General features: G+C 40.2%; 19 protein-coding genes, 1 tRNA gene, 2 rRNA genes, 1 other RNA gene and 1 other annotated feature. Of the genes, 5 read left to right on the plus strand and 18 right to left on the minus strand.

Annotation, left to right across the window (positions count from 1 at the left end; genetic code table 11):
* The 7 genes from AC1DSL_RS11265 to ffs all read right to left on the minus strand — a co-directional run.
* A 16S ribosomal RNA gene (locus tag AC1DSL_RS11265) occupies positions 1-105 on the minus strand; the annotation flags it as partial.
* Positions 106-413: 308 nt separating this feature from the next.
* Positions 414-674, minus strand: a complete 261-nt coding sequence (locus AC1DSL_RS11270) for a pro-sigmaK processing inhibitor BofA family protein (protein WP_477532242.1) — start codon at positions 672-674, stop codon at positions 414-416.
* Positions 675-741: 67 nt separating this feature from the next.
* Positions 742-954, minus strand: a complete 213-nt coding sequence (locus AC1DSL_RS11275; RefSeq protein WP_016428966.1) for a YaaL family protein — start codon at positions 952-954, stop codon at positions 742-744.
* Between the two features lie 20 nt (positions 955-974).
* Positions 975-1,571 (minus strand): recombination mediator RecR, encoded by a 597-nt coding sequence (recR, locus tag AC1DSL_RS11280; protein WP_016428965.1) that lies wholly within the window; start codon positions 1,569-1,571, stop codon positions 975-977.
* 11 nt (positions 1,572-1,582) lie between these two features.
* Entirely contained in the window at positions 1,583-1,903 is a 321-nt protein-coding gene (locus AC1DSL_RS11285; protein ID WP_016428964.1) for a YbaB/EbfC family nucleoid-associated protein, read from the minus strand.
* 14 nt (positions 1,904-1,917) lie between these two features.
* Positions 1,918-3,690: a DNA polymerase III subunit gamma/tau gene (dnaX, locus tag AC1DSL_RS11290; protein ID WP_477532243.1), complete on the minus strand. Its 1,773-nt coding sequence runs from the start codon at positions 3,688-3,690 to the stop codon at positions 1,918-1,920.
* A gap of 152 nt (positions 3,691-3,842) precedes the next feature.
* Positions 3,843-4,110: signal recognition particle sRNA large type (ffs, locus tag AC1DSL_RS11295), an RNA gene on the minus strand.
* Between the two features lie 158 nt (positions 4,111-4,268).
* Between ffs and AC1DSL_RS11300 the strand changes: the two genes are divergently transcribed.
* From AC1DSL_RS11300 to AC1DSL_RS11310, 3 genes are all read left to right on the plus strand, one after another.
* Positions 4,269-5,114: a P-loop NTPase family protein gene (locus tag AC1DSL_RS11300; protein WP_477532244.1), complete on the plus strand. Its 846-nt coding sequence runs from the start codon at positions 4,269-4,271 to the stop codon at positions 5,112-5,114.
* Between the two features lie 165 nt (positions 5,115-5,279).
* A tRNA-Ser gene (locus AC1DSL_RS11305) sits at positions 5,280-5,372 on the plus strand.
* Between the two features lie 202 nt (positions 5,373-5,574).
* On the plus strand, positions 5,575-6,042 hold the full coding sequence (locus AC1DSL_RS11310; RefSeq protein ID WP_477532245.1) for a hypothetical protein: 468 nt from the start codon (positions 5,575-5,577) through the stop codon (positions 6,040-6,042).
* A gap of 52 nt (positions 6,043-6,094) precedes the next feature.
* Here the strand turns inward: AC1DSL_RS11310 and AC1DSL_RS11315 are convergent, their stop codons facing one another.
* The 3 genes from AC1DSL_RS11315 to AC1DSL_RS11325 all read right to left on the minus strand — a co-directional run bounded on the left by AC1DSL_RS11315 (position 6,095) and on the right by AC1DSL_RS11325 (position 8,656).
* Complete coding sequence (locus tag AC1DSL_RS11315; protein WP_016428960.1) at positions 6,095-6,763, minus strand: deoxynucleoside kinase; 669 nt, start codon at positions 6,761-6,763, stop codon at positions 6,095-6,097.
* A complete protein-coding gene (locus AC1DSL_RS11320) occupies positions 6,760-7,398 on the minus strand; it encodes a deoxynucleoside kinase (protein WP_477532246.1) in 639 nt (212 codons plus the stop codon). The genes AC1DSL_RS11315 and AC1DSL_RS11320 overlap by 4 nt, the downstream gene beginning before the upstream one ends.
* A 112-nt stretch (positions 7,399-7,510) precedes the next feature.
* The gene (locus AC1DSL_RS11325) at positions 7,511-8,656 is read right to left on the minus strand and encodes a glycosyl hydrolase family 18 protein (protein WP_477532247.1); all 1,146 of its coding nucleotides are present in this window, start codon (positions 8,654-8,656) and stop codon (positions 7,511-7,513) included.
* Positions 8,657-8,741: 85 nt separating this feature from the next.
* On the opposite strand from AC1DSL_RS11325, the gene tadA reads away from it, so the two are divergent.
* Positions 8,742-9,227 (plus strand): tRNA adenosine(34) deaminase TadA, encoded by a 486-nt coding sequence (gene tadA / locus AC1DSL_RS11330; RefSeq protein WP_477532248.1) that lies wholly within the window; start codon positions 8,742-8,744, stop codon positions 9,225-9,227.
* A gap of 38 nt (positions 9,228-9,265) precedes the next feature.
* Here tadA and serS read toward each other — a convergent pair whose 3' ends face one another.
* The 4 genes from serS to pdxS form a co-directional block, all read right to left on the minus strand.
* On the minus strand, positions 9,266-10,543 hold the full coding sequence (gene serS, locus AC1DSL_RS11335) for a serine--tRNA ligase (protein WP_477532249.1): 1,278 nt from the start codon (positions 10,541-10,543) through the stop codon (positions 9,266-9,268).
* Positions 10,544-10,748: 205 nt separating this feature from the next.
* Positions 10,749-10,963: a binding site (T-box leader), on the minus strand.
* 115 nt (positions 10,964-11,078) lie between these two features.
* Positions 11,079-12,740, minus strand: a complete 1,662-nt coding sequence (locus AC1DSL_RS11340; RefSeq protein WP_477532250.1) for a M4 family metallopeptidase — start codon at positions 12,738-12,740, stop codon at positions 11,079-11,081.
* Between the two features lie 339 nt (positions 12,741-13,079).
* Positions 13,080-13,667 carry a pyridoxal 5'-phosphate synthase glutaminase subunit PdxT gene (gene pdxT / locus AC1DSL_RS11345; RefSeq protein ID WP_477532251.1) on the minus strand — a complete coding sequence of 196 codons (588 nt, stop codon included), beginning with the start codon at positions 13,665-13,667 and terminating at the stop codon, positions 13,080-13,082.
* Position 13,668: 1 nt separating this feature from the next.
* On the minus strand, positions 13,669-14,559 hold the full coding sequence (pdxS, locus tag AC1DSL_RS11350) for a pyridoxal 5'-phosphate synthase lyase subunit PdxS (protein WP_016428953.1): 891 nt from the start codon (positions 14,557-14,559) through the stop codon (positions 13,669-13,671).
* 104 nt (positions 14,560-14,663) lie between these two features.
* Here pdxS and pdxR point away from each other — a divergent pair, with 104 nt between their 5' ends.
* Complete coding sequence (pdxR, locus tag AC1DSL_RS11355) at positions 14,664-16,073, plus strand: MocR-like pyridoxine biosynthesis transcription factor PdxR (protein ID WP_477532254.1); 1,410 nt, start codon at positions 14,664-14,666, stop codon at positions 16,071-16,073.
* A gap of 53 nt (positions 16,074-16,126) precedes the next feature.
* On the opposite strand, the gene AC1DSL_RS11360 is transcribed toward pdxR, so the two are convergent.
* The 4 genes from AC1DSL_RS11360 to rrf all read right to left on the minus strand — a co-directional run bounded on the left by AC1DSL_RS11360 (position 16,127) and on the right by rrf (position 20,557).
* Positions 16,127-17,482, minus strand: coding sequence for a serine hydrolase (locus AC1DSL_RS11360; protein WP_477532252.1), 1,356 nt, complete (start codon positions 17,480-17,482; stop codon positions 16,127-16,129).
* 143 nt (positions 17,483-17,625) lie between these two features.
* Entirely contained in the window at positions 17,626-19,089 is a 1,464-nt protein-coding gene (gene guaB / locus AC1DSL_RS11365) for an IMP dehydrogenase (protein ID WP_477532253.1), read from the minus strand.
* Positions 19,090-19,196: 107 nt separating this feature from the next.
* Positions 19,197-19,673, minus strand: a complete 477-nt coding sequence (locus AC1DSL_RS11370; RefSeq protein ID WP_342542598.1) for a glutathione peroxidase — start codon at positions 19,671-19,673, stop codon at positions 19,197-19,199.
* Between the two features lie 768 nt (positions 19,674-20,441).
* Positions 20,442-20,557 (minus strand): 5S ribosomal RNA (gene rrf, locus AC1DSL_RS11375).
* Between the last annotated feature and the right edge of the window lie 111 nt (positions 20,558-20,668).

Here is a 20,668-nt window from a genome sequence, read left to right on the forward strand (position 1 = left end):
CCGCTAAAATCAGAAGAAGCAAGCTTCTTCATCATTCCGCTCGACTTGCATGTATTAGGCACGCCGCCAGCGTTCGTCCTGAGCCAGGATCAAACTCTCCATAATAGGTGAGTCGATTAGCTCGACTTTGTTGCTGGCGTCAAATTAATGACGTTTTAAAATGAACAATTAAGTTCAAGTTTTTGCTTCCCACACCGAAGTGTGTTCCGCTTTATTGTTGACGTTTTGCTGTTCAGTTTTCAAGGTTCATTTGTTTGCCGTTGTTGTAATGGCAACTTTTATATCTTATCAAATCCTGTTTGCTATGTCAACAAAAAGTTTTGATATTCTTTTTTCACTTTGTCGCTTTCAAATCAGCAACTTTATAAATATATCAGCCTGACTTATAAAAGTCAACACTATTTCTTAAAAAGTTATAGGAATATAGAAATCGTTAATACACTAGCTATTCCTGGAACGCCAAGGAATGCAATCAATAAGCCAGATACAATGTTGACGGGAATGAAAAGACCAAATTGACTTGCAATCAAGTGGATTGAAAACAAGATGACAAAAGCAAAGGCAATTCTAAACCACCAAATAGAGAATGCTTCGATTACTCGTCCTTTTGATGCTTTGTTTAAAAATAAAAAAAGAAGTACAGCTATACCAATTAAATAAAGAGTCAGCCTCATGGAGCTTCTCCCACCTCTCATATAAGTTATCAACTAACTATATGAAGGAATCGGTATAACATATACTTCATTTCAAAAGGATTTTTCGTATTCTTGCTTCTTTATATAGAAAGAAGTGTTTGCTTTCGGTAATTTTGCGCTGGACAATGATAGCCAACTCATAGTCATCCATTAGTTCTTCAATGAGTTGCGCTTGCTGCCATTCTTCTTTCGTTTCTTTCATTAAAGAAATTAACTTTGTATCAAATTCTCTTTTAAGTTTCGCTTTCTTGAAAAACATGTGGCAGTTAGGCCTCCTCTTTATAACTCACGTCGGCCTTCTAACGCTTTCGATAAAGTAACTTCATCCGCATACTCTAAATCTCCACCTACAGGAAGGCCATGTGCAATTCGGGTTGTCCGAATTCCGGATGGCTTTACAAGACGGGAAATATACATAGCAGTTGCTTCACCTTCTATTGTAGGGTTCGTTGCTAAAATCAATTCTTGCACTCGCTCATCCTGCAGTCTTTTCAGTAAAGGCGGAACGTTAATATCTTCAGGTCCTATCCCATCCATTGGCGAGATCGCTCCATGCAACACATGATAAAGTCCTTTGTAGTCTCTCATTTTTTCCAAAGCGATGACATCTTTCGTATCTTGGACAACACAAATGATGGTGTCGTCGCGTTGTTTGTCTTGGCAAATATGGCATGGGTCTATATCTGTAATATGACCACAAATAGAACAGTAACTTAAGTTACGCTTAGCATCTACCAACGCTTTAGCAAATTCAAGTACAGTGTCCTCTTTCATACTTAGCACGAAAAATGCCAGACGGGCCGCAGTTTTCGGCCCAATACCTGGCAACTTCATAAAACTATCAATTAGTTTTGATATCGGTTCAGGATAATGCATGTGATTTCCTCCTAGAACATGCCAGGGAGGTTCAATCCCTTCGTGAATTGTCCCATCGTGGAGTTCGAAGTTTCTTCTGCTTTTTTCATCGCTTCGTTTGTAGCGATTACGATTAAGTCTTGTAACATTTCGATGTCTTCTGGATCAACAACTGATTCATCCAAAGCAACACTGATTACTTCTTTGTGTCCAGTAACAGTTACTTTAACCATACCGCCACCTGCAACACCTTCAAAATGTTGAGTTCCCAATTCTTCTTGAGCCTCAGCCATTTTCTTTTGCATTTTTTGCATTTGTTTCATCATACCTTGCATATTACCCATTCCACGCATACTATTTTTCCTCCCTAATCATCATGTATTTCTACAAATTCTTTACCAAATAATTTTTCCGCTTCTACAATCAACGGGTCTTCCGTGGCTGCTTTCTCTTCCTGCATAAAGCTTAACATTTCGTCTGCAGCTTGTTCCGTCTCACTTGGCTCAGCAGTTGCATCTGCATCAGAATCGGACTCCTTCAACCCTTTGTTGCGAATAAACTCTTCACGGATTTTCACCCAAGCTTCTTCAGGAACAAAAAGAATCTCATACATCTTACCTGTTAAATTCATGAGCAATTGAGAAAAGGCGCTTGAAAACGTTTGATTATCCGCAGCCATTTGGCAATGAATATCATATTTGAATTTTAACACAAATGCACCGGTAGATGCCGCAACTGGTTCTGCTTCATTCAATAATGCGGCATGTGATTTTTGCAATTGCGTCATAATCGTTGGCCAGTGCGATTTGATTAACTGAATATCTTGCTTCGTAGCCGTTTTTAAGACTTCCTGAATGCGGCCTGACGGTGCTTTGAAACCAGTTTGAGTTCTTAACCTCTGGCGTTTTTGTGATTCACTCGCTTGAGGAGTTTGTGAACCATTTGTTGCAATACCTTGTTTCAGTTGTTGTTCAAGCGCGATGACAGTTCGTTCAAGTTGAGCAATTTTCTCTTCAAAGGGACTTAAATCCACTGTCGCTTGCTGAGAATTAGTTACTTTAACTTGTGACATTTTTAATAGAGCGGTCTCTAAATAGACTTTTGCATGATTCGAGTAACGCATTTCCTGTTGAGTGGCTGATAGGATTTCGATGTAACGATATAACGTATCAATCGGGAACTGATGGGCAAGTTGTTTAAACTTCTCCTCACCGGATGCGAGTTCCAATAACTCATCAAGAGATGGAGCGGTATTCATTAATAACAGGTCTCTGAAGAAGGTAATTAAGTCCTCAGTTAAGCGAACTGCATCTTTTCCTTCTTTCATTAATTCTTCTAAAAGAGTTAATACTTTCCCAACATCTTTCGTTAATAAGGACTCTGCCAGTTGGTAGAAGATATCCTGACCAATTGACCCTGTTACAAGAAGTGCGTCTTCCACTGTCATTTCGTCACCACTGAACGATACCACTTGATCGAGCATGCTCAACGCATCACGCATACCGCCTGATGCAGCTTGCGCAATGACTTTCAATGCTTGATCATTTGATGGGATTCCTGAATCAGCCAATACGACATTCATGCGGTCCACAATATCGGATGCCGTAATTCGTTTGAAGTCAAAGCGCTGACACCTGGAAATAATCGTGAGTGGCAATTTATGAGGTTCTGTGGTCGCTAGTATAAACACAACGTGAGCCGGTGGTTCCTCAAGTGTTTTCAATAAAGCATTGAAAGCACTGTTGGAGAGCATATGCACTTCATCGATGATATACACCTTAAAACGCGAGTTTGCAGGAGCAAACCGAACTTTTTCAATGATATCGCGAATTTCTTCAACTCGTGAATTAGATGCAGCATCGAATTCAATAACGTCTGTATTCGATCCGTTGGTTATACTTTTACACGTTTCACATTCATTACACGGCTCAGATACGGGTGCCTTTTCACAGTTCAGCGCTTTGGCAAAGATTTTTGCCGCACTTGTTTTCCCTGTCCCTCGTGGACCGTTGAATAAATAAGCATGTGTCGTTTTATTATAAAGGAGAGCATTTTGAAGGGTTTGTTTCACATGTGCTTGACCTGACATTTCCGCGAATGATTGAGGTCGGTAAACACGATAAAAAGCTTGATACGCCAACTGATTTCTCCCCTTATAGTGTAATTTTAAACAGTTCTTTAATTATAACATAAGGCACTCACTCTAGCTCTTTGAAAGCAAAGAATTCGAGAATGAAAAAAGGCGTTCATTCGCATGGTTAGCGAACAAACACCTGTATGGAAGTATGTATACCGTGCACCTTCCTTCGACTGCTATACATAAGCGGAACCTCTGTCGTTAGCTCTGCCTAGGCAACCCTGCGGCACATGAGAAAAGTCCACTTAAGGCTGCTTCCTTCCGGACCTGACCTGATTCATGGATACCCATTGCGCAGGACCCAGACGTCAACACTACGTGCAAAAGTCAGACCCTACATATAAACAGCCTCAGAGAAGGAGTTCAGTCTCGCTAGAGCGGATTGCGAGTTACAAGACACCGCTACCTTCCCACCTAGCACGGTATTTATTAGTATACTTACTTAGCCACAAAAAATCAAATCCTTCTATTTCATTCTCTGAGACTTTTTACAAAATCATTACCTCGCTTGAAGGAAAAAGGGTTTTTCTTATTGAATAATAGGAATGTAAATTCATCCTCACTTTAAGGAGAAACTTAGCATGAACACAAAATTGATTTTAGTTGAAGGGTTGCCTGGCTTTGGGAAATCAACAACAGCCAAACTTATGCATGAACTATTGAAAGAGCATGATATAGAAAACGAACTTTTCTCTGAAGGAAACCTAAACCATCCTGCAGATTATGATGGAGTTGCTTATTATACAAACGAAGAATTTGAAAAATTACTTTCAGCAAACACTGAGTACGCAACTATATTAAAAGAAAATGCGAAACAACAAGAGAACGGAACTTTCATTTCCTATCAAAAAATGAAAAACACAAACCTTTCAAGTCTTCCTGATGACGTATATACACTTCTTTCAAAGAATGATATTTATGAATTGCCTCTCGATATACATATTCCACTTATGATAAATAACTGGAAGGAATTTGTACAACACGCGGTCAAGAGTCACAAAACCTATATTTTCGAATGCTGTTTTATACAGAACCCCATAACCATCAGCATGATTAAATACAATTCCTCTAGCGATATTGTTTCAGACTATATCTTACAGCTGGCAAAAATAATTGAACCATTGAACCCTTTGTTAATTTACGTGGATCAAGAAAATCTTCATGCCTCATTTGAAAAAGCCTATAAAGAACGAGACAACAATTGGGCTGAAGGATTTATTGATTACTATACGAATCAAGGGTATGGAAAAGCAAATGACTATACAGGAGTCGAAGGAACCTTAAAAGTTCTGGAAGCGAGAAAGTTATTGGAAAATGAAATCGTTGATCAAATTGATTTTATGACGGTAAGAGTGAATAACTCTTCGTATAATTTCACACAGTATAAAACCATGCTGGAAGTAATCGTGAAAGAAAAAGTGATTTAACACTTCAAAAGGGCAGCTCTCACTTCCCGCTTTCCTTTATTATCTTATGCACCGCAAATCATTTGAAAAAAATGCGCAAAAAAACAAAATACTTAAATTTTAATTTAATCACCTGTAGTTGTTGACTTTAGTTTTTGTACATGATAAATTATATCTTGTTGACACGGAGGTATACCCAAGTTTGGCTGAAGGGATCGGTCTTGAAAACCGACAGGGGAGTCAAATCCCGCGGGGGTTCGAATCCCTCTACCTCCTCCATTTTTTCAACAAACACGCGCATATAAATGGAGATTGTTATTCGTTACTAACGTAACGAATTTTCTTCTAACATAACTAATCAGAATATTATGAAGGCAACTCATTGAGTTGCCTTTTTTTGTGCTTTCTAATAACTAATTTCCAATGATTTGTAACGTAAACTGCTTTTCTACCGTCAAATGGAAGAATAAGGAGGGTTCGGATGAAATTTAAATCTTTATTGATTTCCTTTTTAATATCACTTGTATGTACGACGGTCTTCTTGCCCAATAAATCATCAGCTGAGTGGGCATATTCTTTTGTCGTATGGGATGGCTATGTTTACGTCTTAAGTGATGAGATTGTCGATCAAATCGATAAAGAAATCGGAGAAGTTACTTTATATTCTACGAATGAGGGTACGTATTCCGGTAATTTCTCAAATTCGTACGCCAGTGGCACGAAGTATTTTTCTATCATTGATACAAGCACAGATGAAGCGATAGCGATTGAAGACCCCGATGGGCAATATTATAAAGCGACGCGTGATGGGGAATATGCTGGCAACAAACTGCCCACCCCTTTTTCAGGTCCTAACAATAATGACGGTTTCACTTTACTCATCGGTCTGTTGGCACTTTTCCCAATCATTGCGTTTGCCAGCTACCTAACAGTTAAGCGAAACAAATGAGATATTTACAAATAGAAAAAAGCCTCCAGCTTTCGCTGAAGGCTCGTCCATTTTATCTACGTAACATCGATGTTTGTTGAATAAAGTGACCAATACGCTCAACAATCGGTTCCACAGTCTCAGGATTTTTCATCAAATCATAATCATTGATATTTAATCGCAGGACAGGACAGCCGTTGAAAGAATTGATCCAGTTTTCATAGCGTTCATGCATTTCGTACCAATACTCAACTGGAGTGGATTGTTCCATTGGACGCCCACGTAATTGAATGCGGCTTAAAATGTCTTCAATAGATCCATCCAAATAAATAAGTAAGTCTGGATGCGGGAAATACGGCGTCATCACCATTGCATCAAAGAGACTTGTATACGTCTCATAATCTGTTAGGTTCATTGTGCCTTTTTCCATATGCATTTTAGCGAAAATCCCTGTATCTTCGTATATCGAGCGATCTTGAATAAAACCGCCGCCGTATTCAAAAATACGTTTTTGTTCTTTAAAACGTTCTGCCAGGAAATAAATTTGTAAGTGGAAGCTCCATTTTTCAAAGTCATCATAGAAACGATCTAAATATGGATTGGCGTCCACTTTTTCAAAAGAGGTATGGAATTTTAGTGCGTCTGCAAGTGCTTTGGTCATCGTTGATTTCCCTACACCCACTGTACCTGCTATTGTAATCACGGCATTTTTTGGAATGCCATATTTTTCACGTAAGTTCATGCGTGGAGACTCCTTTTTTGTAGCGTTTCATCTACTTTATTTAAGATCCATTTCAAATCAGATTCGTTTTGAACAAAATCAATTTCATCTCCATTGAAACGAAGAACCGGAATTTCCGGATGTGTTTCTTCAAAGTACTGAATGAATGCATGGTAATCAGCTGAAAGTTGTTCCATATATTCTGCACTTATCAATTTTTCGAATTCACGCCCACGCTGTGCGATGCGTTTCATCAGTGTATCCAAGCTAGCATGCAAATAGATGACCATGTTCGGCTTTGGCATATCCTGAGTCAAAATACGGTAAATTGATTCGTACTTCACATACTCTTCTGCCGGAAGTGTACGTTTGGCGAAGATTAAATTTTTGAAAATGTGGTAGTCTGCAACGACAGGTTCATGATTGGCAATGTATTTCTTTTGAATATCACTTAGTTGTTTGTAGCGGTTGCAAAGGAAAAACATTTCCGTTTGGAAACTCCACTCATCGATATCTTCATAAAACTTATTTAAAAATGGATTTTCATCCACAATTTCTTTTAAAAGTTGAAACTTATTTGCATCGGCTATGGCCTTAGATAATGAAGTTTTTCCAACACCAATTGGGCCTTCAACTGTGATAAATGGAATCGGCATCAGAAGTCCTCCTACTCGTTCTCAGTCGTTCAGTGCCCTTTATTCTATCATAGCTGGAAAACGAAAAACAGAGCTAAAAACCACTTTTCCAAAGCGGAAAAGGGTTTTAGCTCTATCTTTTTTTCACGTGGAACATTTCATTAAGAACGACCCAGTTCTGTGGGAATTGGAAGGCAATGTGCCAGTAACTGATTCCTTTCAAACCTAATTCTTTTAATAAATCAAATTTTGCTTTAATCGAACGGGCATCCTCAAACCATACTACATGTTCTTTTCCGTCCCGCCAGTAATTGAAATATGGTGCTTGCGCTACCTCATCATATAAGATTGCTGCATTACGTTCCCGGGCAAGTTCCACAGCCCGCTTCGGACTAATCGTTTGAGCCGGTGGATTTCCTGGTTTATATGGTAATGTCCAGTCATACCCGTACAAATTTTGACCCATCATGATTTTTTTAGCAGGTATTTCTGTTAATGCGTACGTGAGTACATTACGTACCGGTCCAATTGGAGACACGGCCATCGGTGGACCTCCGCTATAGCCCCATTCATAGGTCATAATGACAACAAAATCGACTACTTCACCGATTTTTTTGTAATCATGCCCTCCATACCATTTTCCGACCTGATCGGCGGACGTTTTCGGAGCAAGTGCAGCAGAAAGAGTCAAACCTTTTGCTTTTGCCGCTGTTTTTAAACGCTTTAAGAAGTTAACATAGTTTTGTCGATCTTCTTTTCGTAAATACTCAAAATCCACATGAATATCTTTTGCATTTTTCGCCTTGGCCTCAGCCAGGATATTTTGAATGAGTTTATCTTGCACAGCAGTGCTCGCGAAAATGTCTTGTGCTAAAGTGTCACTGAATGCACCATTCTCGATATTGGAAATAACTATTGCAGAAACCATATTTTGATCTTGCGCAATCTGATCAAGTCCACTCCAATCCAATGGCGTTAACGTACCATCCCGTTTGACTTCATATGAAAATGGCATCATATACGTCAATAATGGACCACGTTTCTTTACCTCATCCAGCACGGCTTGGGATGGTTTTTCGGTGTACCATTCCACGTACGCATTCGTATCAGTCGTTGGGCGATTTGGATCTGGTGCGCCAGGAATGACAATCGTTTGACCTACTACCAAAACGTTCGGATCAGTAAGCTCATTGAAATTGGCCAGTGTGGTAGGGTCGACCCCGAACCTATTGGCAATAGAGTACAGACTATCCCCTTGCTTTACTACATAAATATTCATCTAAAACCTCCTTGTTCCACATCTCATTTATGCTATGCGTAGGATGAACAAAACATGCTACACTAAAATGAAGGAGCGATGCGAAATGGATGTATTTGAAAAAGACCAGACTTTCATGCTTGAAGCATTAAGCGAAGCTCAAAAAGCTGCCACTCTAGGTGAAGTGCCAATTGGTGCAGTTATTGTTTATCAGGATGAAATCATTGCACGTGCACATAACTTAAGAGAAACGACTCAAAACGCAACGACTCACGCAGAGTTGTTGGCAATCCAGCAAGCTTGTGCAAAAATCGGAAGTTGGCGTCTGGAAGAAATGACCCTTTACGTCACACTTGAACCTTGCCCGATGTGTGCTGGGGCAATATTGCAGTCACGAATTCCCCGGGTGGTTTACGGTGCACGTGACGTTAAAGCAGGTTGCGTCGACTCACTCTATCGATTGTTAAACGACGCTCGGTTTAATCATGAATGTGAGGTAACTGAAGGAATATTAGCCGAAGAATGCGGCGGAATTCTTACACAATTTTTCCGTAATTTGCGTGAACAAAAAAAGAACCGGAAACGAACTTAAGTTAAAGTTCATTTCCGGTTTTCTGCATTTTTCAATATTTATTTACTGATGATTTCTTTTCCACCCATATATGGACGTAAAACCTCAGGAATGATAACAGAGCCGTCTTCTTGTTGGAAGTTTTCCAAAATAGCAGCTACTGTACGGCCAAGTGCCAATCCACTACCGTTTAACGTATGCACAAATTCCGGTTTGGCATTTGGCTCACGACGGAAGCGAATGTTTGCACGACGTGCTTGGAAATCCTCAAAGTTACTGCAAGAAGAAATTTCACGGTACACGCCTTGTGCAGGAATCCATACTTCGATATCGTATTTTTTCGCTGCCGTAAATCCTAAATCCGCTGTACACATTTTCAAAACACGGTATGGCAAGCCCAATAATTGAAGAACTTTCTCCGCATGTCCTGTTAATTTCTCCAATTCATTATAAGAATCATCAGGATTCACAAAACGAACAAGTTCCACTTTGTTGAATTGGTGTTGACGAATCAAACCACGTGTATCACGCCCGGCAGAACCCGCTTCAGAACGGAAACAAGCACTGTATGCAGCAAAACCTTGTGGCAATGCATCTTTTGTTAAAATTTCATCACGGTAGAAGTTTGTTACCGTTACTTCAGACGTCGGAATCAAGAAGAAATCTTCTTTTTCAATTAAGAATGCATCTTCTTCAAACTTCGGCAATTGACCTGTACCTGTAAGACTTGCACGGTTTGCCAAATATGGAGGCAGCATTTCTTCATAGCCATGCTCTTCGGTATGAAGATCGATCATGAAGTTCATAAGAGCTCGTTCCAAACGAGCACCTAGACCACGATAGAACAAGAAACGGCTACCAGTTGTTTTTGCTGCACGTTCGAAATCGACAATATTCAAATCTGTCGCGATATCCCAGTGAGGTTTTGGTTCAAAATCAAATTCACGTATTTCTCCCCATGTACGATCTTCAATGTTATCATCTTCAGAATCCCCAACCGGAACGCTGTCATGTGGAATATTTGGAAGACGCATCATCATATCTGCAAACTTTTCTTCTACACTACGTAATTCTTCATCCAACACTTTGATTTCATCGCCTACTTGACGCATACGCAAGATTACATCGTCCGCATTTTCTTTATTGCGTTTCATAAYCGCAATTTTTTCAGATGCCTCATTTCGTTCTGCTTTTAATACTTCAGCTTTGCCGATTAGTTCACGACGTTTAGAATCAAGCTCTGCAAATTGATCAAAGTTCCCTAAGTCTTCACCGCGTTTTTCAAGTTTTGCTTTCACTTCTTCGTAATTATCTCTTACGCGTTTTACATCTAACATGTATTTTCCTCCTTCGATTTCGATGATGGGAGATTAGTAACAAGCGTTAAAAAGACGTTTTAGAAATCGCCGAAAAGCGTTGTAGCCCACTCTTGCTCGACTCCTCCGGTGAGGAATCGAAAACTCGTTTTCGAATGAGTTTCTGAAGCGAAGGTGCGAGCTGGGCTACGAAGCTGGACAACAAAAAAAGCCCTCCATCCCCTTGGAAAGGGACGAGAGCTACCCGCGTTGCCACCCTGATTGATTTGTCCATGCGAACAAATCCACTTGTCTCATAACGGCTTTTCAACCGGCTGCAACTTACTAATTTTCAGTCGCGCAACTCCAGGACGGATTCACAAGTGTTTTTACCAGCTCGCACCACCCGCTGGCTCTCTTCAAAAAACGGAACTTGTTACTACTTCCCATCAACGTTTCATATGTGAAATTATCCATACTTTACTACAGGATATGTATTTTGGCAAGCTGTTATACAAGAAAAAACATCAACTTACTCCATTTAAGGAACAAGCTGATGTCTTTTAAATTTCAATAATTAATTTACACCCACTGCTGTAAATGCTGATTTCACACTTGCCACTTCACTGCTGCTTGCGCCATAAAGATCAGTCGCTGCTTGAACAGCTGCTACACGGTATTGGCTAAAAGTAGAGTTTGGTGTTAAATACTGTGTTAACGTACGGTAGAAAATTTTACCCGTTTTGTCATTGCCGATTCCTGCTACGCTGACACTGTAATGTGTGCCGCCATTTGCTAACAGGTATGCAGCTTTGTTGCTGATTCCACTGTTCGAGTGAACACCGCCATTATCCTGTGTTCCCACATAACGTTTCGAGTAATGATCCGGATCTCCATTTTTTGTTGGGTCTTCCATGGATCGTAATGCATCGCCTGATGTTCCCGGCGTATAAATGTCTTCTCCCATTAACCAGTCAGGATTGTTATTGAAATGATATTCTACTAACGTACCGAAAATATCAGACATTGATTCATTGATTGCGCCTGATTCATTTTGATAGACTAAATCCGCAGTTGTATCCGTCACGGCATGAGTCAACTCATGTGCGATAACGTCAAGCGATCCTGATAGAGGGATGAATGTAGAGCCATCTCCGTCGCCATACACCATTTGCGAACCGCTCCAGAAAGCATTGTTGTAATTGCGACCGTAATGTACGGTAGAAATTAATTGTGCCCCATTGCCATCATAGCTATTACGGTTATGGACATTTTTATAATAATCATATGTTTGGGCAGCGTAAGCGTGAGCATCAACAGCTGGTGCATCAACAGCCGCGTTCAACACATTATCTGTATCCAACCATAACGTTCCTGGTATTGATGTACGGTTTTTACCATTATACGTAAAGATTCCGTTTCCACGCGTACGATCCACCAAATATGAACCCTTGCTGTTCGTTACCGTATTAAATGACTTCGTATCACCTAAAACGCCCTTACCCGAACCTACTGTGTTGGTACCTGTTGGTGATGTAACACCAGATGTTGATTTTGCTTCATGAATCTGATTATACGAGGCTAAAATCTCCCCTGTTTGAGCATCTACGAAGTACTGATAGTTACCTGGTGATGGATATAAGAATTCAAACTCAAAAGCATACGCGTAGTTAGCTTTTCCATCTTTCACATAGATTACGAATTCTGGTTTTGCTTCTTTCTCAAGTTCTGGTGCTTCTCCTACTTTTGCTTCCAGATCTTTGGATGCAATCGCTTGAGCTTCAGCATGTTTGATTTTTGCGCCACTCTTTAAAGATTGTTTTTTATCTAATTCTGGTGCTAGTTCACCAGATACAGCTGTCAATACACCATCCGCATCAATATGCGCCGTTAATACTGATCCGAAAACTGGTACACCTTTATAAACTTGTTGTAATTTTACTAGAGTGAAGCCAGCTTCATCTTTTGTTTCATCTAGTACTTTGAAATTAGAATAAGAATCATTGCTGGTTTTATAGAGTCCTTGTTTTTCTGCTAAATAATTTAACACGATGTCTTTTGCTGCTTTCTTCGATGGGGCTGTTAGTTTACCAGAAATAAAATCCGGTGTATTGCTTTTTTGATTCATGTGGACTTTTTCAGAATTTGCATTTCCTGGTGCTGCCTGTACTGGGGCAATAGCTGCAGATAATGCAACTGTTGCTGCTAAACTCAGACTCACGACTTTTTTCTTCTTCACTCAACTTCACTCCTCAGTTTCTGAAAATTCCGAAATAATTCCGGGTAATTCGTATTGTATCTTTTCTACTATTCTGAATAAATAGGTAACTATCACTGTTTTTTATTGATTAAATACAGGTTTATTATCCTGTTGAAAAAATGGATAATTTTTCTTGAACCAATCTTTAGAATCATTTGGTTTAAGAAACCTATATCAATAGATAGAAAGATTATCTAATTAATATCCATTTTTAATTTGTATTTACATATTTTTCTAAATTCAATTAAATGATTACAATTTAATAATCCCATTTAGAACTTCAAAAAAAAATAAGCCTGCACAATGGCAGGCTTATTCTTAAACTTTTTGCTTTATAAAATTTTCTACTAATTGGACAAAATAAGCAGTTACACGATGATCATCCGTCAGTTCAGGATGAAAAGAGCATCCTAAAAATTGTCCTTGTTGAGCCATCACAATACGACCGTTATGTTCACATAAGACTTCTGTCTTAGGTCCAACTTCATTAATATGCGGCGCCCTTATGAACACAGCAGGAAAATCATCCGCTACACCTTTTATTACAAGGCTCACTTCGAAACTATCGACTTGTCGACCAAATGAATTACGTTCTACTGTCACATCCATTACTCCTATATGCGGTTGCTCATATCCTACAAGTGAACCGGCCAGGAGGATAAGCCCTGCACATGTCCCAAACATCGGATGTCCCGCTTTTGCAAATTCGCGTAATGGTTCCATCATGCCGTATAAATCAATCAGACGACGCATCGCTGTGCTTTCTCCGCCCGGTAGAATTAATCCATCAATCCCAGACAAGTCTTCCACACGTTTGACAACGACCGCTTGTGCTCCGCTCGCTTCTATCGATTGAATATGTTCTCGAACAGCTCCTTGTAGAGCCAATACACCGATTTTCACCATATTACAGTACTCGATCCTGCATTCGATCTTTCGCTTCTAAACGAGACATTTCAATACCTTTCATCGGCACTCCAAGGTCTTTTGAAATCTCAACAAGTAATTTGTAGTCTTGGTAGTGCGTCGTCGCTTCAACGATTGCACGTGCAAATCTTTCAGGGTTATCTGATTTGAAGATACCTGATCCTACGAAAACTCCGTCTGCTCCAAGTTCCATCATCAATGCTGCATCTGCAGGAGTAGCTACGCCACCTGCTGCAAAGTTTACAACCGGTAATCTGCCCAAGTGTTTGATTTCAAGTAACACATGGTAAGGAGCACCTAGAATTTTTGCTTCCGTCATTAATTCGTCTTCATTCATGTGAATGATTTTACGTACCTGAGCATTTAATTTACGCAAATGACGCACTGCTTCTACAATATTACCCGTACCAGGTTCCCCTTTTGTGCGAAGCATGGAAGCACCTTCACCAATTCTTCGAGCTGCTTCTCCTAAATCTTTGTTCCCACATACAAAAGGAACGGTGAAATTACTCTTAATTAAATGGAACTCTTCATCTGCTGGTGTTAATACTTCCGATTCATCAATATAATCTACACCCATTGCTTCTAACATGCGGGCTTCAGAAATATGACCAATACGTGCTTTTGCCATAACTGGAATTGTTACTGCATTCAGTACTTCTTCCGTAATACGCGGATCAGCCATTCGTGCTACGCCACCTGCTGCACGAATATCAGAAGGTACTCGTTCCAATGCCATTACTGCTACCGCTCCTGCCGCTTCAGCAATACGAGCTTGTTCTGCGTTGATAACGTCCATGATGACGCCACCTTTTTGCATTTCTGCCATACCACGTTTTACACGATCCGTACCTGTTAAATGTTGAGTCATTGTATATAGCCTCCATTTCATCTAATATTATTAGTATAATGAAGTATGACCATTTAAAAAGTGTCAGTTTCGAACTGTTTAATAAGGTCAGTTAGGAGCGAATGATGGATATTTGGCTCAATCAAGTAGATAAATCCTCACCAACACCTCTATACGAGCAGCTTTATCGTGAAATGAAGGAAGCAATCATTCGGGGTGACATAGAGGTCGGCACTAAGTTACCTTCTAAAAGACAACTGTCGGAGTTTCTAGCTATCAGTCAAACAACAATTGAACTCGCCTATGGACAGCTGGTTGCTGAAGGTTTTATTAAAGCTGTTGCGCGGAGTGGATATTACGTAGAACAAGTGGAAGAGCTTGCTTATGTAGATGAAACACGTATGGAACATGAGCAATCGGAATCGTTGAAACACGTCTACAGTATTGATTTTAACTCGGGTCGTATTGACACTTCTGCTTTCCCCTTCAATCAATGGCGAAAGTATGCAAAAGAAGTGTTAGATGAAACGTCTCGGGATTTATTGCTACTCGGTCACCCTCAAGGGGATGTGGAGTTAAGACAGGAAATTGCGAGTTATTTATACTCCTCTCGTGGTGTTCGTTGTACAGCACAACAAGTAGTGATAGGTTCAGGAACCGAACAGCTGATGCCACTTTTGATCCGTTTACTCGGGAAACAATCCGTCTTCGCCATTGAAAACCCGGGCTATCCGATGACCCACCATATTTTTGACAATAACGATCGGAAAACTTTGGCCGTTCCTGTCGATGAAGATGGTATGCAAGTAGCAGAATTGGATAAGAAATCTGCAAACGTTGCCTATGTGACGCCTTCCCACCAATTCCCTACCGGGGCGATTCTCTCCGCTTCCAGACGGGTTCAATTACTTAACTGGGCTTCTGCCAAAGAAGGGCGCTATATTATCGAAGATGACTATGACAGTGAATTTCGCTACGTTGGTAAACCAATCCCATCTCTTCAGGGAATGGATCAGCGAGAACGTGTCATTTACATCAGTACCTTTTCTAAATCACTTATGCCTTCCCTACGCATTGCCTATTTTGTGTTACCAATGCACTTGCTGCAAGCGTATCGACAAACATTTCCGTATTATTCATCAACGGTGCCGAGACTCGATCAACATGTTCTTGCGCAGTTCATGGGAGACGGCCATTTTTCAAAACACTTGAATCGTATGAGAAAGTTATACCGTAAAAAATTGGAGAAGTTAACGCAAGCATTGGACGCGTATAAACCTACAGTTCAAATTTCAGGCGAGCAAGCAGGTATGCACATCGTTTTAACGATTGATAGCGAATCGTCTGATCGCGAGTTAGTTGAACTTGCGAAACACCAAGACATTCGGGTATACGCCTTGTCCGACTACCATCATCCAACCGAAAATATCCCCTCCAACCCCCAAGTGCTGATTGGTTTCGGTGGTTTTGAAGAAGAAGCATTTGGACCAGCAATAGAGGCCTTAATGAAAGCTTGGCATATAAAGAAAGCATAAAAAAACCGTGATTTCTTCAATTGAAGGAATCACGGTTTTGATTTGTTTTTTGCTTAGAATAATCCACCGACAAAGTCAGAAGCACCATTCCATAGTTTGCCGAAGAAATGACCAACACCTTGTAAGCCTAAAGAGAACCAGCTTGCACGTTCAACGGCTTCAGTTGTTACAACATCAGAAGAATTTGAAGCGTCTGTGATGTACCCGTAATCTGACCCTTCAGACTTTACAATTTCCACATGACCAATTACTTCATCCTTCTTAATCGCAGCTTCCAAAGAACCATCTTTCATTTTCTTCTCATCAAGCACCAATTTGGGCTTGTATAAATCTTTTTCGCTTGATTTAATGACCATTTCAATCGGCTCTTTTACTGTAATGCCGACTTGGTCTTCTTTCCCTTTAATTACAGGGATATCTTTTTGGTCTTTAAATACATACCCTGCAGGTAAAACTTCTTCTTTTGCAAATTGCGAGAACCCATAATCAAACAATGCACGAGCAGCGTCAAATCGTGCTTTGTAAGAACCCTCGCCTTTGCTGTCTACTGCCTTCATGACAACCGCAATCACACGCATTCCATCTTTTTCAACTGTACCAGTGAAACAGTGGCCGGCAAAATTCGTTGTACCGGTTTTCAGCCCGTCTACTTTAGCACCCTTGTATTCATACACCAATCCTGGAAGCATGAAGTTCCAGTTTTCCATGTTGATGGCGTCGTCTGTGCCTTCACGGAAAACTTTTCGTGGAATGCTCGTCGTTTCAAGCACTTCCGGATAATCTTTCAACAAATGGTAAGCAAGTTTCGCAACAGACTTTGCAGGCATAACGTTTTCATCCTGAGGTCCAGTACCTTGAGGGTGCATGCCTTGTAGATCAGAATTGCTCAACCCAGTAGAGTTGACGAATTTATATCCTTCCAATCCCATCTCTTTGGCTTTCTTGTTCATCATGTTGACGAATTCTGATTCCGTACCTGCAATCGTTTCAGCGATGGCAATGGTTGCTGCATTGGCTGAATAAATCGCCATTGCTTCATATAATTCCTTGATAGAGTATGACCCATCACGACGAAGAGGCACGTTACTCAATACACGATCTTGTGAGATCTTCCATGTGTAATCTGTTACTGAATATTGTTGATCCCAAGTAACTTGTCCGTTTTCAATCGCTTCAAATAATAAGTACTCAGTCATCATTTTCGTCATACTTGCTATACCTAAAGCTGTATCTGCATTTTGTTCGTATAATATTTTTCCTGTATCCGCGTCAATTAATATAGCACCGTCAACCAATAAATTCAGACTCTCTTCAGCATCTGTAGAAGCCGGTTGCGTTACAACCATACTTACCATCAGAATCGGAAGGAGTAACCAGCGCACTAGCGCCTTGCTCACTGCACTTTTCACTTCAGAACCTCCGCCATTCTCTTTTTTAATTTTCCCTTGCTCATTTTATCACAAAAATCTGGCATACGGGACGTTCTGAAAAAAAAGCACCCAATCTGCCTAAAATATAGACGGCAGATAGGTGCTAAAGTTCCGTTATTTAATTAGATAGAGTAATTTGGAGATTCTTTCGTAATTTGCACGTCATGCGGATGGCTTTCAATCAACCCTGCACCCGTCATTTTGATGAACTGTGAATTCTCACGTAAATCTTGTAAATCTTTCGTTCCACAGTATCCCATACCTGCACGAATACCACCCATCAATTGATGGATTGTATCTGAAAGTGGTCCTTTATAAGGAAGACGACCTTCAATTCCTTCAGGTACTAACTTTTTAGCATCATCTTGGAAATAACGGTCTTTCGAGCCTTTTTCCATCGCCCCAATTGAACCCATTCCACGATATACTTTGAATCGACGACCTTGGAAGATTTCAGTTTCTCCAGGACTTTCTGAAGTTCCTGCTAGTAAACTTCCGAGCATAACAACGTGTCCACCTGCCGCTAAAGCTTTTACAATGTCTCCAGAATACTTAATCCCACCATCGGCAATGATTGTTTTGCCATGTTTACGAGCTTCTGTCGCACAATCGTAAACAGCCGTAATTTGGGGAACACCGACACCAGCAACAACACGAGTTGTACAAATTGATCCTGGACCAATTCCTACTTTCACCACATCAGCACCAGCTTCAAATAATGCCGCCGTACCTTCAGCAGTTGCTACATTCCCTGCGATGATATCCAATTCAGGATACGTTTTACGAATCTCACTGACAGTATCGATTACGCCCTGTGAATGACCATGAGCCGTATCGATAACAATCACATCGACTTGAGCTTTTACAAGGTGTTCAACACGCTTCATTGTGTCAGAAGTAACTCCTACTGCAGCACCCACCAACAAACGTCCATGATGGTCTTTTGCTGCATTGGGGAACTCAATTACTTTTTCGATATCTTTTATCGTAATTAACCCTTTTAATACACCGGACTCATCCACAATCGGTAGTTTTTCGATTTTATATTGTTGTAAAATCTTTTCTGCATCCTCAAGAGTTGTCCCTACTGGAGCAGTAACCAATTCTTCTCTCGTCATCACATCTTCAATTGCCAATGAGTAGTCCTGAATAAAGCGAAGATCACGGTTTGTAATAATCCCGACCAACTTTAACTCTACTTCATTGTTAACAATCGGTACACCAGAAATACGGTATTTACCCATTAAATGTTCTGCATCGTATACTTGATGAGTCGGCGTAAGGAAGAAAGGATCTGTAATAACGCCATTTTCAGAACGTTTTACCGTGACGACTTGCTCAGCCTGTTCTTCAATGCTCATGTTTTTATGAATCACACCAAGACCACCTTGACGAGCCATTGAAATCGCCATTGCAGCTTCAGTGACCGTATCCATACCAGCACTGATGATTGGTATATTTAATTTGATTTTTGACGTCAAATGAACAGACAAACTAACATCTTTCGGTAACACTTCAGACTTCGCTGGAACAAGCAGTACATCATCAAACGTTAAGCCTTCTTTAACAAATTTTGATTCCCACATAATCTCTTACGCCTCCCTATATCCTCATGAATATTATTGATAAGGTTATCAGCGGCTACATGGACTGTCAAGGAACATGTAATAAGAAAGATTATTCGGATATTTCATTAAATATATTGCAACAAATCACCTTCAATTTTCTTTGGCGATGATTGTGGTGCATAACGTTTTACAACTTGCCCGTCAGGATCGACCAAAAACTTTGTAAAGTTCCATTTAATATCTTCGGTCAATAACCCTTTCTTCTCAGAAACCAAGTGTTGGAACAATGGATGAGCATTGTCACCTTTCACATCTATCTTCTGGAACATCGGGAATGATACGCCATAATTCAATTGACAAAATTCCATTGTTTCTTTTACATCATCAAACTCTTGATTGCTAAATTGCCCGCATGGGAAACCTAAAACGACAAGACCTTGATCCTTATATTCATCATATAATTCTTGTAACTCTTGAAACTGTGGAGTGAATCCGCATTTACTAGCAGTATTCACAATAATCATAGGTTGCCCTTTATAATCACTTAATGAAACTTCCTTGCCATTCACTAAAGTTGCAGCATAATCATAAACATTCGTCATTTGGCAACATCCTCTCGTCTTGCATTTTATATTCTTAACATATCGAGTTACCCGGTAATGTACAAGTAATTGGATTCATCAATACGCTTACAAACTAGCTATAGGTTTAATAGTTAACGATTGATAGATTAATGGATTACTTCATGACAATCACTCTTTCAAGACGTATAGCATGCTGTAGATAATCTCATAAGCCAAGTTAAGTTGATTAGTGAAACAAGATATCTTTTCTAAAACAGGGGTTTGAAAATTTATCGCTCAAACTCATCTCACTGGCTAGTAGACTTGTTGAATCAACTTCTCTTAATCAACTGAATCTTCCCTTTAAATAACCCTTCCTCCTCGGAAAAGAGCCATGGAAGTACGCAGAGTGGTTTCTCATTTAAGTTCTTGGGTTATTACATAAAGTTACGGTCTTAGAAAAGACTAATTGTTTATATTTTCGCTGTGCTCCTGTTCAAACCATTTAAATACAACACAAAAAAACCGATACCCCAGAAGGTACCGGTTTCTTACTTTGCCTAGCGGCGTCCTACTTTCACAAGGGGTGCCCCCAACTACCATCGGCGCTAGGCTGCGAAAAGAGTTGCACTGCGCATTTCTTCGTCATCTGCGGGCTTCTCGTTTCTCACGTATGTTATACGCTCCGAGACTCGCCCCCTTGTTTCCTCGAACTACTTGCACCTCTCTTTTCTCGCACACCTTCGATTCCTGTTTAAAAGAACATAAAAAAAACCGACACCTCGAAAGGTATCGGTTTCTTATTTTGCCTAGCGACGTCCTACTCTCACAGGGGGAAACCCCCAACTACCATCGGCGCTAAAGAGCTTAACTTCCGTGTTCGGTATGGGAACGGGTGTGACCTCTTTGCCATTATCACTAGACTATTTGAGTGTTTGTTCACTCAAAACTGGATAAACGGGTCATTGAAAACCATTCAAATTCATTTTGGTTAAGTCCTCGATCGATTAGTATTCGTCAGCTGCACACGTCAC

Source organism: Paenisporosarcina sp. P4_D4, from assembly GCF_056401835.1.